Annotated in this window: 17 protein-coding genes; 8 read left to right on the forward strand and 9 right to left on the reverse strand. The window is 42.4% G+C overall.

The annotated features are described in order from the left end of the window. Positions 1 to 17 precede the first annotated feature (17 nt). From OFY17_RS13955 to OFY17_RS13975, 5 genes are all read left to right on the forward strand, one after another. Positions 18 to 992 (forward strand): type I asparaginase, encoded by a 975-nt coding sequence (locus OFY17_RS13955; protein WP_263531353.1) that lies wholly within the window; start codon positions 18 to 20, stop codon positions 990 to 992. 44 nt (positions 993 to 1,036) lie between these two features. Continuing rightward, positions 1,037 to 1,897: a DMT family transporter gene (locus OFY17_RS13960; protein WP_263531354.1), complete on the forward strand. Its 861-nt coding sequence runs from the start codon at positions 1,037 to 1,039 to the stop codon at positions 1,895 to 1,897. 74 nt (positions 1,898 to 1,971) lie between these two features. Further along, positions 1,972 to 2,376: a hypothetical protein gene (locus OFY17_RS13965; RefSeq protein WP_263531355.1), complete on the forward strand. Its 405-nt coding sequence runs from the start codon at positions 1,972 to 1,974 to the stop codon at positions 2,374 to 2,376. Continuing rightward, positions 2,373 to 2,987, forward strand: a complete 615-nt coding sequence (locus tag OFY17_RS13970; protein WP_263531356.1) for a DedA family protein — start codon at positions 2,373 to 2,375, stop codon at positions 2,985 to 2,987. Before OFY17_RS13965 ends, OFY17_RS13970 begins: the two co-directional genes overlap by 4 nt. Before the next feature lie 117 nt (positions 2,988 to 3,104). Then, positions 3,105 to 4,670 carry a multicopper oxidase family protein gene (locus OFY17_RS13975; protein WP_263531357.1) on the forward strand — a complete coding sequence of 522 codons (1,566 nt, stop codon included), beginning with the start codon at positions 3,105 to 3,107 and terminating at the stop codon, positions 4,668 to 4,670. 108 nt (positions 4,671 to 4,778) lie between these two features. Here the strand turns inward: OFY17_RS13975 and OFY17_RS13980 are convergent, their stop codons facing one another. The 8 genes from OFY17_RS13980 to OFY17_RS14015 form a co-directional block, all read right to left on the reverse strand. Next, on the reverse strand, positions 4,779 to 5,402 hold the full coding sequence (locus tag OFY17_RS13980) for a hypothetical protein (protein ID WP_263531358.1): 624 nt from the start codon (positions 5,400 to 5,402) through the stop codon (positions 4,779 to 4,781). Positions 5,403 to 5,472: 70 nt separating this feature from the next. Continuing rightward, positions 5,473 to 7,413 (reverse strand): methyl-accepting chemotaxis protein, encoded by a 1,941-nt coding sequence (locus OFY17_RS13985; RefSeq protein ID WP_263531359.1) that lies wholly within the window; start codon positions 7,411 to 7,413, stop codon positions 5,473 to 5,475. Between the two features lie 387 nt (positions 7,414 to 7,800). Then, positions 7,801 to 8,418, reverse strand: a complete 618-nt coding sequence (locus OFY17_RS13990; protein ID WP_263531360.1) for a ubiquinone biosynthesis accessory factor UbiJ — start codon at positions 8,416 to 8,418, stop codon at positions 7,801 to 7,803. 41 nt (positions 8,419 to 8,459) lie between these two features. Continuing rightward, positions 8,460 to 8,843, reverse strand: coding sequence for a DUF971 domain-containing protein (locus OFY17_RS13995; RefSeq protein ID WP_263531361.1), 384 nt, complete (start codon positions 8,841 to 8,843; stop codon positions 8,460 to 8,462). A gap of 35 nt (positions 8,844 to 8,878) precedes the next feature. Continuing rightward, complete coding sequence (gene hslU / locus OFY17_RS14000; RefSeq protein WP_263531362.1) at positions 8,879 to 10,201, reverse strand: ATP-dependent protease ATPase subunit HslU; 1,323 nt, start codon at positions 10,199 to 10,201, stop codon at positions 8,879 to 8,881. A 57-nt stretch (positions 10,202 to 10,258) separates the two neighbouring features. Next, entirely contained in the window at positions 10,259 to 10,813 is a 555-nt protein-coding gene (gene hslV, locus OFY17_RS14005) for an ATP-dependent protease subunit HslV (protein WP_263531363.1), read from the reverse strand. 101 nt (positions 10,814 to 10,914) lie between these two features. Next, positions 10,915 to 11,520, reverse strand: a complete 606-nt coding sequence (locus OFY17_RS14010; RefSeq protein WP_263531364.1) for an SPOR domain-containing protein — start codon at positions 11,518 to 11,520, stop codon at positions 10,915 to 10,917. A 54-nt stretch (positions 11,521 to 11,574) separates the two neighbouring features. After that, a complete protein-coding gene (locus OFY17_RS14015) occupies positions 11,575 to 13,806 on the reverse strand; it encodes a primosomal protein N' (RefSeq protein WP_263531365.1) in 2,232 nt (743 codons plus the stop codon). A gap of 271 nt (positions 13,807 to 14,077) precedes the next feature. Here OFY17_RS14015 and rpmE point away from each other — a divergent pair, with 271 nt between their 5' ends. From rpmE to OFY17_RS14030, 3 genes are all read left to right on the forward strand, one after another. Then, the gene (gene rpmE, locus OFY17_RS14020) at positions 14,078 to 14,293 is read left to right on the forward strand and encodes a 50S ribosomal protein L31 (protein ID WP_263531366.1); all 216 of its coding nucleotides are present in this window, start codon (positions 14,078 to 14,080) and stop codon (positions 14,291 to 14,293) included. A 15-nt stretch (positions 14,294 to 14,308) separates the two neighbouring features. Then, positions 14,309 to 15,073: a thermonuclease family protein gene (locus tag OFY17_RS14025; RefSeq protein ID WP_263531367.1), complete on the forward strand. Its 765-nt coding sequence runs from the start codon at positions 14,309 to 14,311 to the stop codon at positions 15,071 to 15,073. 175 nt (positions 15,074 to 15,248) lie between these two features. Continuing rightward, positions 15,249 to 16,517 carry a malic enzyme-like NAD(P)-binding protein gene (locus tag OFY17_RS14030; RefSeq protein WP_263531368.1) on the forward strand — a complete coding sequence of 423 codons (1,269 nt, stop codon included), beginning with the start codon at positions 15,249 to 15,251 and terminating at the stop codon, positions 16,515 to 16,517. Positions 16,518 to 16,599: 82 nt separating this feature from the next. On the opposite strand, the gene OFY17_RS14035 is transcribed toward OFY17_RS14030, so the two are convergent. Then, positions 16,600 to 19,047: a penicillin-binding protein 1A gene (locus OFY17_RS14035; RefSeq protein WP_263531369.1), complete on the reverse strand. Its 2,448-nt coding sequence runs from the start codon at positions 19,045 to 19,047 to the stop codon at positions 16,600 to 16,602. Positions 19,048 to 19,070: the final 23 nt, after the last annotated feature.

Consider the following 19,070-nt stretch of genomic DNA (forward strand, 5'->3'; position numbering starts at 1 on the left):
GAACGAGGGATGGTTTAGTGAAAATATACATAGCCTATACTGGTGGAACGATTGGTATGGTGCCTTCAGAAGTAGGGCTAGTGCCAGATAGTGCTTTTGCTCAGCAATTGGCTGAACAGTTAGATCTGGCTAAAGAGTTAAAGCATGACTTTGTCATCGAAAGTTATGAAAACTTAATTGACTCTTCTAATGCAACACCAAAAGATTGGGTCATGATCGCCCATGATATTGAGAAAAAGTGGCAAGAATTTGATGGCTTTGTGGTCCTCCATGGTACAGATACCATGGCTTATTCAGCGGCTGCCTTATCTCATATGTTCTTAAATGCGGATAAGCCTATTGTTATTACTGGTTCTCAAGTACCTCTGTATAAAGCTCGTTCTGATGCTATGAATAATGTTCTGGGGGCTATTTCAGCCTGTGAACATGTTTCTGGTGTTTTCTTGTTTTTTGCTGGTCGCCTAATAGATGGTGATAGAGCTCACAAAGCCCATACCAGCGACTGGCAGGCTTTTTATTCTCCTAACTATCCAGAAAAAGGTACTTTAGGCATAGATTGGCAATGGCGCGACAAGGTAGGTAGTGCACCAGCTCCAGTGGCAGAAAGTCATGTTCAAATACCTGATATGGACGAAGGCACTGTCACCATATTACCTGTCTTTCCTGGAGTTCAGGCAGAGCATTGGCAAGGCCTATTAAACCCAACAATTAAGGGTGCCGTATTGTGGAGTTATGGTGCTGGTCATGCACCAGATCAAAATCAGGCTATCTTAACTTTGCTTAAAACTGCGACAGATCAGGGCGTGGTTATTGTGAATGTTAGCCAATGCGGTGCAGGAAGTGTAACGGCAGGTACTTATGCAGTGGGTTCTGCTTTAGTGAATGCTGGTGTTATTTCAGGTAGAGATATGACCTACGAAGCTGCCTTTACCAAACTGCACTTTCTAATAGGCTTAGGCCTCAACTCGGAAGAGATACGTGATACTTTTTAGTTAAACTTGCCCCAGAAAACGGATTGCATGGAAAGGGATTTTGAATGGTATTTTTGTCTGTACTGCTGGTGTTGATCTGGTCCACAGGTTTTATTACTGGCAAGTTTATTGTTGGCTTAATTGACCCGAATATCTATCTTGGTATTCGTTTTTTCTTCGCGGCTGTAATTTTTGCTGTCATCGTATATTTCCAAAAACGCTCTTATCCAAAACTAGCTGAAATGCCCAAGCACATATTAGCTGGGGTATTTATGAACAGCATTTACATGGGGTTGTCTTATGTCGCGCTAGTGAAAGGACTACCTGCGGGAATTATGGCTTTGATCGGCGCCTTACAACCTGTATTAGTGACTCTCTTGGCTTTCTTGTTGCTCAAAGAGAAAACAACATTGGTTGGTGCTGTAGGAATGTTGGTGGGGTTTGTGGGGCTAGTGATGGTGATTAGCCCTGCTTTGCACTTTGATATGGTGTTTGGTGGTTTAACTATCCTTACCTTAACCCTAGGTTGTTTGTCGGTATTGGCATTATCTTTTGGTGTGACTTACCAAAAAATGTCTATTCACTCGTCTGATATCATGAGTGCTATGGTGATACAAAACCTGTCTGCTTGTTTTGTGACCATGGGCTTTGCTTTTTTTCTCGGAGAAAGCCTGCTTGAATTACAGCTAGAAACCTTCTTACTTTTGCTTTGGGGGATCGTGGTATTGTCATGTGGCGGTATGTTCTTAATGATATTCTTAGTAAGGAAAATGGCGGCAGCCAAGGTGTCGATTCTGTTATTACTCGCTCCGCCCTTAGCCGCTGTAGAAAGTTATTTTCTATTTAGTGAGACTATGACAATTGTTCAGATTATCGGCTCTTTGATCACAATATTTGGAGTTTATGTTAGTAAAGTAAAGGGTTAGGTATTGTGAAAGCTGTTATTTTGATCGTTTAAGTAGAAGAAAAATGAGAGTAGTGCGAATTAAAAGATATGGACTTGAAAATAATTAAAAATATTATTGATAAAGTAAACACTCCCAAGTTAAGGCGCTTTGCCTTAGCTAATTGGCTGCCTATTTCGGGCTTTTTTACTTTCTTTATTATATCACTATGGTTTGGCTTCACCTTTCTAGCCGATGCCATTTATTTTAATGATCCAGATCATCAGGATGATGAGCTAAAAGGCTGGATGACTCCTAAATACGTTGAGCTTTCGTATGAGCTTCCTAGACCTGTTGTTCTTCAGGCTTTAGGTCTACCAGAGAAGCTAGATTCTAGGGTAAGAATGGGAAAGATTGCTTCTTCACAAGGAATATCCTTAGAAATGCTGACAGAAAGAGTTCGTTTAGCTGCATCGAATTATCGACAAAGCCAAGAAATGCAGAATAAGGATGAAACATGACTGAATATGTTCTTGCACTCGTGCCAGAGTATGGTCTGTATTTGATTTTTATCGTGGTCATGATCGCATGCCTAGGCATACCGCTGCCTTCGGCTATATTAGTGCTGACATCTGGTAGCTTAGCGGCTGCAGAGGATCTGAATATTTGGCAAGTTTTTGCTGTGACCTTTTTCGCTTTCTCTCTTGGTGATCAGCTTTCGTTTAATGTGGCTCGATGGGCTGGCCCTTCGCTATTAGTAAGAATGCAAAAAATTAACAGGCTATCATTATTGATTGTTAAAAGTGAACGTATGTTAGATAAACACGGTGCATTAGCGATTGTATTAAGTCGAACCATCTTTAGTCCTGTCGGTCCTTACATCGCCTATGTTAGTGGTGCTGTAAGGATGAGTTGGCCTGTTTTCTCCTCTTCTTCTGTAATAGGTGCTTTTTTATGGACAACAGCTTATACATTGATGGGCTACTTATTTGCTACTGACCTACCACAAGTATCCAACTTGGTGATAAGCGCTATGGTAGTGAGTATTTCGGCGATTGGCGCTATTTGTTGTGGTATCTGGCTAATGCTGGCGTGGAAGAAGTTTGAATCAACTGATGTCAGTACAAGCTAATTTCGTAAAGCTGTGTAAAAAATATGTTTTCTATAAGGACTTCTAATTAGATTCTCTCAATAGTTTTATATGTAAATTTACTGACTTTGTGTTGGTTACTACTATGAGGAAGATAATGTGAAGGCTTTAAGCTCTTTTTTTAGTCGAGCTCTTGTTAAAAAAGTGTGTTTATCAATTTTTGTATTACTGGCTTTACTGTTGTCTGGCCAATATTATGCAAATTACGTTTATATCATGAATGGTAACTTAAGCTTTACCAACCCAGTATTTGTCCCCCCTTTACTCAGCTATACCGAAGATGACCAAGGAAAGCATTTTGAATTAGTTGTTCAAGAGGGGCGAAAAACCTTTTTGCCAAATCAAGAATCCGCCACGTTTGGCTTTAATGGTGACTACTTAGGGCCGACGGTTCGTGTGTCAAAAGGGGACTATGTTCATTTTAATATCAGCAATCAGCTAAAGGAGGTAACAACAGTCCATTGGCATGGTATGCATGTTCCCCCTGAAATGGATGGTACTCCTCACCAGACAATCCAGCCTGGTGAATCATGGCAAGCCCATTACCCTATCATGAACGAAGCTTCTACCATGTGGTATCACCCCCATACACACGGTCGTACGGCGACTCAAGCTTATAACGGCTTAGCAGGTTTCTTCTTAATTGACGATGAAAATAGCTCTTCATTGGAACTGCCTAATGAGTATGGTGTTGATGATATTCCCTTGGCTATACAGGATAGGATTTTTGATAATGATGGTGCCTTGTTATATGAAATGACATCAGGTGCTTTTTATGGAAAGAATATATTAGTGAATGGGACTTATAATCCTGTAATAGATCTCCCTGCCAGAAAAGTGCGTTTACGACTATTAAATGGATCTAATGCAAGAATCTATTATTTTGGGTTTTCTGATGATCGCTCTTTCCATCAAATAGCAACGGATGGTGGTTTGCTAGAGTCGCCAGTTGAAACCAAAAGAGTACGTTTATCACCGGGTGAGCGAGCAGAAATTGTTGTTGACTTGAGCGACGCTAAAGAAGTGTTATTGAAAAGCTATCCGGAAAGTGACCTGTTGACGATCACAGGGTCTGTATGGGGCGGAGTAGGTAATTCACACTTTGACATCCTTAAGATTCGCCCACAGGCGACAGATAAGCTCTCTCCACCTTTACCTAATAAACTTAATACCATTGAGCGTTGGTCAACAGCAGATGTGGCGAAAACGCGGATAATGAATTTGGGGGGAGGGGTTTCTGCTCCTAGCAGTAGTAATGGCCGTACCATCCCATCATTAACACATGACCATCACACGGATATGAGTAGCCCTGAACTTCGAGGTCGAGGAGTACCCATTAATGGCAGCCTAATGAAAATGGATTACGCCAATGAAGTAGTAAAATTAGGTGATATAGAGATCTGGGAAGTAACGAATTTAACGGGGCAATCGCACCCTTTCCATATCCATGATGTACAGTTTTTATTGTTAGATAGGGACGGTAAAGCGGCTGAGTTAGGTGAATCAGGCTGGAAGGATACGGTTCTTGTCGATGTTGGTGAAACGGTACGTGTGATTATGAAGTTTACAGACTACGCTAGTGACAGTGTGCCTTATATGTATCATTGCCATATTATGGAGCATGAGGATCTAGGTATGATGGGGCAGTTTCTAGTAATTGAATAATTCTACCTTGAAAGAATGTGATTACTTTCTTCATTATTGTTCAGGGTATAAAAAGCCCCTAATAACTCGAGTTTATTAGGGGCTTTTTATATGTAGGGTTGGAGCTAATTACTTAGCTGTCACTGAAAATTCATCAATGCGAACTTCCATATCTTTGGTCATATTAGGTTCTCCATCGCCAATATAGACTTCCATTAGACTGAAGATTTCAACATTTCCTGATGCGCCAGAATTAAAGTCAAGGCTTACTTGGCGGAAGCAATCTTTTACTTCTCCCATTGGTGCATCACCTAGATCTCTGGTATGTACACGACTTTCAGCGATAACATTACCAGTAAGTGGTGCGCCTTCTACAACTTCACGAACACCAAAGTAAAGAGTACTTGGGGACTCAGCACCTTTTTTATCGCAGTAGTACAGTGAGTAAGACATATCTGTGTTAGCAGGTAGGCCTGAAATAACTTGAGTTAAGCCTGGTTTAGATGAAAAGTCATGAGTTGGAACACTACTTTTAAAACGAATTCGAGCACTGCCTTTTGCATCAAAAGCGGTATCTCCTGAACTCCCTACGTCACCTAGACCACCATTTGAGTCCTCGTGAGAAAGCCAAACTGGGCTTTTCCCTTTATTGCTTCGATAGTCTGTAAGTTGAGGGTCTACAACATAATTTGTAGCTGAAAACGCTAGGCTAGAAGCCAATAGACCTGTTGCTATTAGTAATGGCTTTATCATTTTTATTTTTCCTCCAGTCAATTGCTCTATAATTCTGGTTTATGTGTTACTCATTGTATTAGAAATACAGTTATACCTTAAACTTAACAGTAAGGTCTTTAAGCTGCGTTGCTAATTTGGCTATTTCCGTACTGGCTTGCTTCGTTTCTTCTGAAGCAGCGGCATTCTCTTGTGCAATTTTTTTAACATTTAGTACGTTTTCATTAATATTTAACGCGACAGTATTTTGTTGTTCCGCAGCGCTTGAAATCTGTTTATTCATGTCATTGATTACACTAATTACTTTCGTGATAGTGTGTAATGCGGTGCTGGTATCATTTGCCTGTGAAACACATTGCTCAGCTTGTTCTCGGCCTCTACTCATAACATCCACAGTACTTTTGGTGCCTGCTTGGAGCTTCTCTATAATGCTTTGTATTTCTTGAGTGGACTCTTGAGTTCTGCTTGCAAGAGAGCGGACTTCATCTGCAACAACAGAGAACCCTCTGCCATACTCACCTGCACGGGCGGCTTCAATCGCGGCATTGAGTGCTAATAAATTTGTTTGTTCTGCAATACCTCGAATAACGTCTAGAATATTACTAATATTTAAGACCTCTTTTTCAACATTAGCGAGTTTATCTGAGGACTCATTTACATTTTCATTTAAAAGGTTAATGCCTGATATCGTATGGTCCACGACTTTACTGCCTGAGTTGGCTTCATTGTCTGCTTCCGCTGCCGCCCCTTCTGCACTTAGTGCACTATCTGCTACATCCTGAACGGTTAGTGCCATTTCGTTCATTGCATTGGCTACTAATTCTGTCTGGGCTTCCTGTTGCACAATCCCATCAGCAGTTTTCTTCGTGACCGTTGCAAGTTTTTCAGAGGCGGAAGCTAGCTCGTTACTGGCACCTGAAATAGTTGCAATCATACTTCGTAGGTTACTAGCAGTCTTTTGAATAGAGCTTAATAACAGCCCTGTTTCATCTTTGCCAGTGGCGCCAACTTCTATAGAAAGGTTACCTTCGGACAACTGGTTTGATAGGGCGACGGCTTGGTGTATTGGCTTAGTAATTGAAACGGTTAGTAAATACGCAGAAGCGGTACCAATAAGCATTGCTGCAATAGAGAGTAATAGAATTAATTCAATGCTACTTTCGATTCGTTCTTTAACTTCAATTCCTAATGAATTTTGCTCTTTGGCTATTGCTGAATTTACGTCTTCGATATTCTTAGCGATCTGCTTTTCAACTATATCCAACGTATTTTCAATAACTTGATTCTTTTCTTTAATTAGCTCATTAATTGTATTGAAGCTTTTAATGTATTTCTGATGGACCTGTTTAAACTCATCTAATAATGTAATGACACCTTCGTCTTCAAGGTTTTCTTCTAGTTCTTCTATACCTTCGCCTAATATGTCTTCCATGTTTTCAATGGCTTGGTTAAAGTCGGCTTCACTGTTAGATTCAAGAAATCTCATTACAAATAAGCGGCCCACATACATTTGCTCTTGTACGTAACTTGCATAATAAGCTGCTTCAGTATCGGCTACTCTTTGTACAATACTAGAGATAAGTTTTCCCATATTATCCCCAAGGGGAATGAGTTCTTGACTGTTAATATTGTCGCGGGCATTGATTAATTTTGTAATATTCGAAAAGCCCTGATCATATTTATTTATTGAGTTATCTATTTCACTGATAAGAGTAGCCCTTTCAGTGGCCGTTATTTGAGCTTTAGCTTGGTCTAATGTGTCTGATATGTTTGTGAGAGAAGCTTTATACTCTTGTAGATCCTCTTCACCTTTATCAATAAGAAAGTTTTTAACAGTGGCACTTATCTTAAACATATCGACTTGAAGTTGATTTGATAGGTTGGTATCGCTAACCAATGATATGTATTGGTCGTTACCATTTTCTGAGTGTTTTAGAGATAAAATACTCATGAATAGTACAATAGCAAGTAATAGTAAAACGACTAAAAATCCAAGACCTATTTTCAAACCTAATTTCAAATTTTTAAACATAAGAGTACTCAATCAAATAGTTATTATTAGGATTCATTTAATTTTCTGATTTCAAATCGGTCTGAACTTCAGAACCATTTGGATAGCACCTATATACATTATAAGAGCATTAGGTAATGTGTTTTGTAGGAGGTTTAATCGGCAGATAAAGCTTGAAGGTTTACAAGTTGCAGATTGGACTTCATAAATTCACAAAACGTCTATAAATGCTCAATAATTAGTATAAAAAGGTGCTGAAAGTCCATTTCTTCCTTTAAGTAATATTTCGATATTATCTTAACTGAGGGATAAATGTCACCCTTAAAGATACTATAGTATGATTTATATGGAGTCTTAATGACTAGATCTAAGTAGGAATGGCTCGCATCTGTGGAGAAAAGAAGAGCTTTATTTACTTGCTAGCCTTTTGAGTCTTGCTTCAAAGCGATCAAGCTGGGTGCCAAATGCTTCAAGGTTTTCTAGATGGGCGTTGACTTCTATTTTGCTAGGTAGCAGCTGGCTATCTGTTTGTAAATGGTGAACCAGTTGGATACGAGTTGCGGTTGCAAACTCTTTGCTCCAAGACCATTTCATGCGCAATAAACGTGCTACCGCTGAGGCAGGTAAATCGCCAATGTGATCCGCTAGCAAGCCTTCCCAATCGAACTCAAAGCCTTCCATCACTTTATGTAATGTCATTAAAGCTTGCGCGTTACCTTGAATACGTAAATCACCATCAAAGAAACCATCGCCTTCTAATAATTTTCGAAAAGCAGAACTTGGACCTTGTACTAAGGTGTCCAGTTTAGGGTCTAAATCGACTTCATCTAAACTCTCCGGTTTGAATAGCATGACACCTTTTTCGAGGATGTGAATTTGTAAAATGAAAGAGAAATCTTCGATATAAAGAAAGACTTGCTGACCTGTCAATTTCGCTAGGCGATCCTGTGAGGGCGCATCCTGATCGAGAGCTAAGTTGATGGCTTTTTCAATAATGCTGATGGCAGATAGGCTAAGTGAACTCATGTTATTTCCTAGCTCGGGCTTTCCACATAAGAAAGAAGAGCTTAAAGCTGGTGGATTTGAATAGTGGCAGTTTCTCGCGTCCTGCCTTCTTTTTCAAGGCGATCTAGATACATCTGCCAGAGTTCAGCTTGGTTTTTTCCTATGTTGTACAGGTAGTCCCAAGAAAAGAGTCCAGAGTCATGGCCGTCATCAAAGGTGATTTTTAACGCGTAATTGCCAGCGCCTTCAATGTTATTGATAGCAACGTCTTTCTTTCCATATTGCAAAATAGGCATTTGCATACCATGTCCACGCACTTCAGCAGAAGGAGAGTGTACTCGTAGATATTCCGCGCTTAATCGAAAAGACTGACCGTCACTAAACGCTAACGCCAACTCACGAGACTGCTTGTGATAATGCACTTTGGTTGATGCTGGTGTTGTCATGACGGTTACCTTTTAGATCAATATTGCTTAGCGAATTACAAAATGTATTGGCTTAAGTCTTCGTTCTTAACGATTTCACCTAATTGCTCATCAACATAAGCGGCGGTCACTTCAACAAGCTGACCATCTGGCATGTCACTGGCAGAATAAGACACTTCTTCCAAAAGGCGTTCAAGAACAGTATGTAAGCGACGCGCTCCAATGTTTTCAGTGCGTTCATTGACTTGAAATGCTACTTCAGCAATGCGGTGTATGCCTTCTTTGGTGAACTCTAGATCGATATTCTCCGTTTTCGCCAAGGCAATATATTGCTTGGTTAGAGAAGCATTTGGTTCAACCAAAATGCGTTCGAAGTCGTTCACGGTCAAAGCGTCTAACTCAACGCGAATTGGTAAACGGCCCTGTAGCTCTGGAATAAGGTCAGAGGGTTTAGATAAATGGAAAGCACCAGAGGCAATAAACAAAATATGATCGGTTTTAATCATGCCGTACTTAGTACTTACCGTACAGCCTTCAACAAGAGGCAGTAGGTCACGCTGTACGCCTTCACGGGACACTTCACCACCCGAGCGGTCAGAGCTTTTGGCTACTTTATCTATCTCATCTAAGAAGACTATGCCGTTTTGCTCAACTGCTTGTAAAGCGCGGGCTTTTAGCTCTTCTTCATTGACCAGCTTTGCTGCTTCTTCATCACGAATTTTGCGAAAAGCGTCTTTCACTTTCAGCTTGCGCTTCTTGGTTTTATCTTGGCCGAAACTAGAAAACATGTTTTGCAGCTGGCTGGTCATTTCTTCCATGCCAGGCGGTGTCATGATTTCCACGCCGACAGGAGAGTCGGCCACCTCAATGTCAATTTCTTTGTCGTCCAATTTACCTTCGCGCAATTTTTTACGGAAAGTTTGGCGCGTGCTGCTTTCTTCTAGTTCAGGGTCACCGCCACGAGCAGGGGGGAGAAGGGCATCTAAAATACGATCTTCCGCCGCATCTTCTGCTTTATGGCCAAGCTTTTCTGTTTCTTGTTCACGGAGCATTTTGATGGCCATTTCGACCAAATCACGAATGATGGATTCAACATCACGACCCACATAACCCACTTCGGTAAATTTGGTTGCTTCGATTTTGATGAAAGGTGCGTTGGCAAGTTTCGCTAGGCGGCGGGCGATTTCGGTTTTACCTACCCCTGTTGGTCCAATCATTAAGATATTTTTTGGAGTGATTTCACCGCGCATCTCTTCCGGCAGTTGCATTCGGCGCCAGCGGTTACGCAGTGCGATGGATACGGCTCTTTTGGCTTTGTCTTGGCCAATAATATGATTATCTAGGGCGTTAACCGTCTCTCTTGGGGTCATATTGCTCATATTTTTTATCTCTTTATGCATTTAGCTAAGTATTGCAATTAGTTGGGGCTTAGTCGCTTATGTTGTCGACTTGTCTTCCAGCTTAGGGTCTATAGTGATTTCTTCAATCGTTAAGCTGTGATTGGTGAATACACAGATATCGGCAGCAATGCTTAGGCTTTTCTCTACAATTTCTAGGGCAGATAATTCTGTGTTATCGATCAGGGCACGTGCAGCGGCTTCGGCGAAGTTGCCACCTGAACCAATAGCTAAGGCGCCATGCTGAGGCTCTACCACATCGCCTGTACCGGTAATGATGAGGGTACTTTCTTCATTGGCAACGATTAGCATGGCTTCTAACTTGCGAAGTGCACGATCAGAGCGCCAATCTTTTGCTAGATCAACGGCCGCACGGACTAGGTGACCTTGGTGTTTTTCTAATTGGCCTTCGAAGCGCTCAAATAAAGTGAAGGCATCGGCTGTTCCACCAGCAAATCCTGCAATCACTTCACCGCGGTATAGGCGACGTACTTTACGTGCATTGCCTTTCATCACAGTGTTGCCAAGAGAGACTTGACCGTCGCCGCCAACAACGACTTGGTTACCTTTACGTACAGTTAGAATAGTTGTCATGGTGTTAACTCCAGTTTCGATACTAACGAAATGGGGACAGCCATAAAAATTTCAAGTTGGGAAGAGAATACGGGCAGAAAACTCATACCCGTAATTATGGATTAAGGCGTTTGCTCTTCTTTATCAACTCGATAGGAGTAGGAAGAAATATCCATGGAGACTAGTTTGTCCTCAGTGCGGTTCATTTTTGAGCGAGATTCATAAGGGCCAAGTACGACGCGGTACCAAGGTGCACCATTTTTACCAATGGTTTTCCTGATGCTGGTTTCCACAAGACCAGACAAAATCAGCTTGGCTCGCATACGGTCTGCATCTTCAGCACTGCGGAAAGAAGCGGCTTGTAGCATATAGTAAAAGTCCTGTTCGCCACGGGGAGTCGATTGATACGCATCCACATGACTAGTATCCACTTCACTGTCTTGTAAAATTTGATAAAACTCGAACGTGTCTTTCTTTTCTACAGGTACAACCTTGGCTTTTTTAGGCTCAGGTTTAGGTTGTTCTTTTTTCTTTTCAACAGGCAGGCTGTTGGCTGGGGGAGTCACCTTATTTAATTGCATTAGCCCATAAATAAAGAGGCCTAAAATAGCGGGAACAAGCAGCCATAACCACCATGGTGTCTTGCGTTTTGGCGCTGGTGCCGATCTTCGAGTTGCTCCTTTTCTGGGGCGACTGTTCTTACTGGCAATTTGAATAGGGTTAAACATATATTTGGGCTTTTTATTGAGGGTGCGAAACGTGCGCACATTATGCTTGCTCAGCTAATAAGTTTCCAGTGGATCAACATCAATTGCGAAACGAATTTTATGTTGCTTCGTTGCTTGCTCTAGCCATTGCGTCATCATTTGAGTCGCTTGGTGTAATAGCCCACGTTGGGCAGACTTAATGGATATCAAGGCTCTATGTTGTCCAGCCTTTCTCACTATGATGGCAGCATAGGGGCCAACCAGATAGACCTCTTGGGCGAGATAAGGTTCAAGGTCATTTCTCATCGCTGTTAATAATTGCATGGCTTCTTGTTCATTGGCCGATTCTGCACGAATGATCACTTGATGGAAAAAGGGCGGTAAGGATAGGGACTTACGCTCAGCTAAACCATTTATCGCAAAATGTTCGTAGCCTAGGTTTGATAGACATTCAATGGCAGCGTGCTCAGGATGATAGGTTTGTAATAGAACATGCCCCGGCTTTTTCGCGCGACCAGCACGCCCAGCCACTTGAGTGATGAGCTGTGCAGTGCGCTCCATACCTCTAAAGTCCGAAGAGAATAAGCCAGCGTCAGCATCCATAATCACCACAAGGGTGACGTTAGGGAAATGGTGCCCTTTGGCTAACATTTGAGTACCGATCAGAATGGCCTGATCATGTTCAAGAATCTTTTGTGTCAGCTTTTCCATTGCCGATTTACGCTGAGTACTGTCCCTATCAATTCTAAGAATCGGAGTCTCTTTGAATAAAGTATGAAGTTGAGTCTCAATTTGTTCTGTACCTTCACCTACGGTAAAGAGTTCTTCTGATTCGCATTCGGGGCAGGTGTGGACAAGAAACTTTTGGGCATCACAATGGTGACAGTGTAATTTATTGGAGCGCTTATGGACGGTAAGGTTAACGTCACAATGGTCACAAGCGGCAATCCAACCACACTGGTGACACATCAAGGTCGGTGCATAGCCCCTACGATTCAGGAAGACGAGTACCTGCTCCTTTCGTTCTAAGCAGAGCTTCATGCTGGCTAAGGCTTGCTCGCTAAAACCATGAATAAGGGATTTCCCTCTCAGGTCTACTCGTTCCATTTTTGGAATAAAAGCGTCGCCAGCACGATTGCGCAATTTGAGCCAAGCAAAGCGTTTTTGCAACGCGTTGGAGAGGCTTTCATAGGAAGGCGTGGCGGAAGCCAGCAGCACTGGAATGTCTAAGTTTTGGGCGCGTTTTACGGCAAGGTCTCTGGCGTGATAACGAAAGCCTTCATGCTGCTTATAGGAGTTATCATGCTCTTCATCAATCACGATCAAACCAAGGTCTGGTGCGGGAATAAAAGCGGCGGAGCGGGTACCTATGATGATTTTAGCGTGACCACTAGCGGCCAGTAGCCAAGCATCTAAGCGTTCTCTATCACTCATGTTTGAGTGCATTAAAATGATATCGGTGTTGAGGCGAATCTCAAAGCGTTTCAGAGTTTGAGGAGTGAGCCCAATCTCGGGGACCATCACGAGAGTTTGCTTTCCTTCCTGTATCTTTTGTTCGATTAATCTTAGAAAAACCTCGGTTTTACCGCTGCCTGTGATGCCATCTAATAATGCGACATTAAAGTGATGGCGAGAATCCATGAGTTCTTCTAGTGCTAAGGCTTGCTCTTGGTTCAAAGAAGGCGGTACTTGAGTTTGGTGGGCGTGACGCTCCCCTGCTTTATTAAAGGATCTAGCTTCTTTTCGTAATAAGCCTTTATCTTCTAAGCTTTTGCCAGCCGCTGGTGTGAGGTCTAGCACAGATACCGCATGTTGGCTCAATCCGTTGGGATGCTGTTGTACGGCAATTAAAAAGTCTTTTTGGCGAGGGGCTCTATTGAGTAACTCAGGGTCACAATGCTGCCCTTGTTCTGTTGTTAACCACCAGTTTTCAGTACGGAATTCTGCATTTTCCCCTTTGCGTAAAAGCACAGGTAACGCATGAAAAAATACATCGCCAATAGGGTGGTGATAATAGCGGGCAGCCCATTCACAGAGCGCCATGAGTTCAGGTGTAATAACAGGCTGTTCATCTTTTAGCGATGTGAGAGGCTTAACTTGATTGGCATCCCAATCAGAGTCATTACTTAAAGCGACGATAACCCCAAGGCGGCTACTTTTACCAAAGGGTACTTTTACTCGCATGCCGGGTTTTAACTCATGGCGTAAGGCAATGGCCTTAGGTACTTTATAATCAAATAAAGTACGCATAGGCACAGGTAATGCGACCTTAATAAATGAGTAAGGTGTTAATAATTCCTCTGGCATAGGCGAGATTAGACCTTGTTTAATAAAGAAAAAATTTTGCTTATCTAATTGATATTTAAGTGTACGTCAGAGTCGAGAGAGGTGCGAGCGGCAATTTTATAGTAAATCCCGCATAAAAAGGTTGCTGATTTTGCTATAGATCCCTAGAATACGCGGTTCTTGGATCCACTGTACAATGTCTGTACAAAGAAACGTGCGGTACTTGACGAGGCTTCGGCTTTAGCAACATCACCGATCAAGTGGCGGCACACCAAACTTAAAGGTAAATATAATGAAAGCTGATATCCACCCAAATTACACTACTTGTAACGCGACATGTACTTGTGGCAACACTTTGACTCTTAACTCTACTATGGGTAAAGACGTTCACATCGATGTATGCAGTAAGTGTCACCCATTCTACACTGGTCAACAAAAAATGATGGACACTGGTGGCCGAGTAGATCGCTTCAACAAGCGTTTCGGAGCTCGTCGTTCTACTAAATAATTTAGTGGCATGAATATGGAATTTTTAAAAAAGCGCCAACTTAGTGTGGCGCTTTTTTTGTTTTTGTCGGGTGGGGTTTATAGTCACGAGGCTTGTAAAGCTCAAGGTGAATTTGAGCAAAGCCGAGTTAAAACCGTTATTGATGGTGATACGCTGCATCTAAGTGATGGTAGAAAGGTTCGTTTGGTTGGTATTAATACGCCAGAGCTAGACCATCAGAATGGACAGCATGATGCCTATGCCGTCGCAGCAACAAAAGCGTTAGAGTCATTAGCGGGTGATGCGGTTCTTTATCAGCCCGCAAGAGATTCCCGTGATCGATATGGTAGACACCTATATTACTTGTTTGATCAAAATGGTGTGTCTATCTCCAGTCAGTTGTTGTCATTAGGTTTAGGTTACCGAGTCGCGATACCGCCAAACTTAAAGTACCAAACGTGTTTTCAATATGCAGAAAGGCAAGCACGTCAGGCCAAAAAAGGCGTTTGGGACAAAGTCCCTGAGTGGCAGCCTAAAGGCGGCTTCACTATATCTACTTTTACTATCACATCAGTGACCCGTAATCGAGGTGGCTGGTGGTTGGAGACGGAGCGTGATTTGGTGATAAATATTCCCTTTAAGTTATCGGAATATTGGCCAGCACAGAAGGTTTATTATTTAGAAGGGAAAACGGTTGAAGCGCGAGGCTGGCAGCATTTTCGAAAGAGCCGAAACCCAGATTATAAAAGTTGGTATTTGTCAGTGAAACATCCAAATGATTTACAACTTTTACATAAATAAAATATTACTACGGCTTTATGCTTTAAAGTGACGGGTAGATAGATTATTCTCATTTGACGTAAATGGGCTGTTGTTACCGAATAAGCATTAAGGTTCTCTTTGTTGTCGCTTATTTAATGAGCCTAACCGAATTATAAAAATGACACACCACACCAAATAGACGGAAGCTTTCAAAATGGCAGAAGATATTAAGCAAGCTGCACTGGATTACCATGAATTTCCAGTTCCAGGCAAACTAAGCATTTCTATTACTACTGAGACAGCAACAGCACGAGACCTTGCTTTGGCATATAGCCCAGGTGTCGCTGAGCCATGTCGTGAAATCGATAAGGACCCTGAAGCGGCTTATCGTTATACGGGTAAAGGTAATCTGGTTGCAGTTATTTCTGATGGTTCTGCCATTCTTGGTTTAGGTAATCTAGGGCCGTTGGCAAGTAAACCAGTGATGGAAGGTAAAGGCTTATTGTTTAAGCGTTTTGCAGGCATCAACTCAGTTGACGTGGAAGTAGAGTCAGAAAGTCCACAAGCTTTCATTGATACGGTTGCGCGTATTGCCAACACATATGGCGGCATTAACTTAGAAGATATTAAAGCACCAGAGTGTTTTGAAATTGAACGTCAGTTAATTGAGCGCTGTTCTATCCCAGTTTTTCATGATGATCAACACGGTACGGCAATTGTTACAGCTGCAGGTTTATTGAATGCCTTAGAAATTCAAGGTAAAGACATCACAACCGCTAAGATTGTATGTTTAGGTGCAGGCGCAGCAGCAACTGCTTGTATGAAGCTAATCATTGCTTGTGGCGCCCAGCGTGAAAATATTTTCGTTCTTGATCGTAAAGGGGTTATCCACTCTGGTCGCGAAGACCTGAACCAATTTAAAGCCATGTTTGCCATCGATACTGATAAGCGTACCTTAGATGACGCTATCGAAGGTGCGGATGTCTTTATCGGTGTATCTGGTCCGAATTTATTCTCAGCGGAACAGCTAGGTAAAATGGCGCCTAAGCCTGTTGTGTTTGCTTGTTCAAACCCTGACCCAGAAATTAGCCCAGAATTAGCTCATCAAACTCGTGATGATTTGATTATGGCAACGGGCCGTTCTGATTACCCTAATCAGGTTAATAATGTGTTGGGCTTCCCATTCATTTTCCGTGGTGCGCTAGATGTACGTGCAACGAAAATCAATGAAGAGATGAAAGTTGCGGCAGTGCATGCATTGAAAGATCTTGCGAAAGAGGCTGCTCCTGCCGATGTAATAGAGGCCTACGGAGGCGCTGCATTAAGCTTTGGTAAAGAATATATTTTACCTAAGCCAATGGACTCTCGCTTGTTGAACGTAGTTTCTGCAGCCGTTGCTCGTGCAGCTGTGGATTCGGGCGTAGCCAAACTTCCATACCCTGAGTTTTATCCGCTTGAGAATCTAGATCACTTTGGTGGTTAGTTGAGTCGATAATTAAATCTAAAAAAGGCGATACCCATTGGGATCGCCTTTTTATTATGTCTGATTAATACAGCTTAGCGTTTCAAAATAGATTCTCTAGGGCACTATCTTGTTGCTCTTCTTCCTCAGTCGTCGAACTGTCCAGTTCTATGTTAGGCGTTTGCTCTGTGACTATTCGCTGAGCAGGAACATTGGCTTTTCTGAATACCTCGAAAATGGCGTTAGACTGCCCCGGTGCTGCTCTTTCACCAGTTTCTGGATCAATACGCACAGTGACAAGCGATGACGGTTTATCTACATAGGCAGGATCACTACCTTGCAAGGCATAGCGCATATAGTCTATCCAAGGCGGAAGTGACATAGAGCCACCCCATTCTCCAGCACCTAGAGGAGAAGAGTTATCAAAGCCGCTCCATACAGAGGTCACTGTGTTACCGTTAAAGCCAGTGAACCAAGCATCTCTGCCATCATTTGTTGTTCCGGTTTTACCTGCTATGTCATCACGTTTTAAAACGAGGGCGCGTCGACCTGTACCACGTTTTATTACGTCTCTCATAATGTCATAAATGATATAGGTGACTTCTGGGTCAAGTACTCTCGGTGCAATAGGTAAGCTCAGAATGCCTTTTGGTGTTTCAAATAGTCCCATCTGAATTTCACTTTCAGAAGTCTTGTCTAATACAGTGCAGTTTTCACATACGGTGACGGGGCTGGCCTCAAACAAGATGTTTTGGTCGCGATCAATTACCTTATCAATTAAGTAAGGTTGTACTTGGTAACCGCCATTAGAAAAGACCGCATAACCAGTGGCGATTTGTAAAGGCGATAAATTGGCACTACCTAGGGATAAGGAAAGGTTATTCGGTAGTTCTGCTGGATCAAACCCAAAGCGGCGCAAGAAGTTGAGTGTAGGGCGTACACCTAAGCCGTCTAATAAGCGAACCGAAACGACGTTTTGCGAGCGATACAGTGCCTGTCGTAATCGCGTAGGGCCGTAGAACTTGCCGCCGTCATTGGTTGGGCGCCAAGCAGAAGATAAATTAGGGTCGTTAAATACCACAGGGGCATCATTGATAATGCTGGCCGCTGAAAAACCTTCATTTAATGCGCTGGCATAGATAAAAGGTTTGAAGTTAGATCCGGGTTGGCGCTTAGATTGAGTTATGCGGTTAAACTTGTTTTCAAAGTAGTTAAATCCACCGACAAGAGATTCAATAGCACCATTACTGCTGTTCAGAGAGATTAGAGCGCTTTGTACTTTAGGCTTTTGAGTTAATAACCAACCAAGCTCAGTATTTGGGCGAACACGAATAATGTCGCCAGGAACGAGAATGTCGCTAGTGATTTTTGGAGCTTCTCCGCGAGAGTTTTCATCAATGTAAGGTCTTGCCCACTTTAACGCATCCCAGACTAGAGTTGCTTGTTCACCATTTTCTAAACGTATATCAGCGCTCGTATCATCTGTTTTGATGACTAAAGCGGTTTGCCAGTCTTTAAATCCACTGATCTCTTTTAAAACGGCTGTTTGTTCTTCAAGCGGCGCCTCAATAAGATCTGGGCGAGTTTCGAGGGAGCCTCGGTAACCATGCCTCATGTCGTAATTTAATACGTTATCTAGTATCGCAGCGTTGGCAACTTCTTGGTGGCCTGAATGTATTGTGGTGTAAACTGACATGCCCGTGTTATACAAGTCATCACCAAACGTTTCATACAACTCTGAACGGACCATTTCTGCGACATAGTTGGCTTCTATGTCAGGAGTAACGCCATGATTTGTTGCTGTAACTGGCGCTTCCACGGCAAGCTGATAGTCCTCTTTATCAACCATACCAAGGGATAACATGCGTTGAAGTATCCAGTTACGGCGTATAACGGCACGAGATGGGTTAACAACAGGGTTAAAGCGAGAAGGTGCTTTCGGTAAGCCTGCGAGCATGGCTAGTTGTGCTAGATCGAGCTCAGCAAGGGTTTTGCCGTAGTAAACTTGCGCAGCGGCTTCAAAGCCATAAGCGCGTTTGCCTAGGTAGATTTTATTGAAATACAACTCAAGAATTTCATGTTTACTGAGCTCTCTTTCCATTTTTAAAGAGATGAATATTTCGGTAAATTTTCGAGTGAAGGTTTGTTCGAAAGAAAGGAAGTAGTTTCGAGCAACCTGCATGGTAATAGTACTACCACCACCTTGCTTTTGTCCGGTCGTGACTAGTTGAAAAACAGCGCGGCCTAAGCCCATTATATCGACGCCGGGGTGGTGGTAAAAATTGCTGTCTTCTGCAGCTAATATGGCGTGTTCAAGTGCTTTAGGAATATCTTCATAGCGGATAGGTGTTCGGCGTTGCTCGCCATACTCACCAATGAGTTTCTCGTCAGAGGTGTATATGCGTAGCGGTATTCTAAGCTCAATATCTTTTAGTTCATCCACGGTGGGGATGCTATCTTTAACATGATGATAGATTCCATAGGTGATTGCCATTGCAGAAAAAATACCCAACAGTCCTAGAAATACTAATATTTTGAATGTCTTTGCCATGTGAATCCGATACCGATATATAC

The organism is Marinomonas sargassi (assembly GCF_025716875.1).
GTDB lineage: Bacteria > Pseudomonadota > Gammaproteobacteria > Pseudomonadales > Marinomonadaceae > Marinomonas > Marinomonas sargassi.

Coding starts and splice junctions, on each gene's coding strand:
- OFY17_RS13960 (WP_263531354.1), top strand. CDS start 1,037: ATGGTATTTTTGTCTGTACTGCTGGTGTTGATCTGGTCCACAGGTTTT.
- OFY17_RS13970 (WP_263531356.1), top strand. CDS start 2,373: ATGACTGAATATGTTCTTGCACTCGTGCCAGAGTATGGTCTGTATTTG.
- OFY17_RS13980 (WP_263531358.1), bottom strand. CDS start 5,402: ATGATAAAGCCATTACTAATAGCAACAGGTCTATTGGCTTCTAGCCTA.
- OFY17_RS13985 (WP_263531359.1), bottom strand. CDS start 7,413: ATGTTTAAAAATTTGAAATTAGGTTTGAAAATAGGTCTTGGATTTTTA.
- OFY17_RS13990 (WP_263531360.1), bottom strand. CDS start 8,418: ATGAGTTCACTTAGCCTATCTGCCATCAGCATTATTGAAAAAGCCATC.
- OFY17_RS13995 (WP_263531361.1), bottom strand. CDS start 8,843: ATGACAACACCAGCATCAACCAAAGTGCATTATCACAAGCAGTCTCGT.
- hslU (WP_263531362.1), bottom strand. CDS start 10,201: ATGAGCAATATGACCCCAAGAGAGACGGTTAACGCCCTAGATAATCAT.
- hslV (WP_263531363.1), bottom strand. CDS start 10,813: ATGACAACTATTCTAACTGTACGTAAAGGTAACCAAGTCGTTGTTGGC.
- OFY17_RS14010 (WP_263531364.1), bottom strand. CDS start 11,520: ATGTTTAACCCTATTCAAATTGCCAGTAAGAACAGTCGCCCCAGAAAA.
- OFY17_RS14015 (WP_263531365.1), bottom strand. CDS start 13,806: ATGCCAGAGGAATTATTAACACCTTACTCATTTATTAAGGTCGCATTA.
- rpmE (WP_263531366.1), top strand. CDS start 14,078: ATGAAAGCTGATATCCACCCAAATTACACTACTTGTAACGCGACATGT.
- OFY17_RS14025 (WP_263531367.1), top strand. CDS start 14,309: ATGGAATTTTTAAAAAAGCGCCAACTTAGTGTGGCGCTTTTTTTGTTT.
- OFY17_RS14030 (WP_263531368.1), top strand. CDS start 15,249: ATGGCAGAAGATATTAAGCAAGCTGCACTGGATTACCATGAATTTCCA.
- OFY17_RS14035 (WP_263531369.1), bottom strand. CDS start 19,047: ATGGCAAAGACATTCAAAATATTAGTATTTCTAGGACTGTTGGGTATT.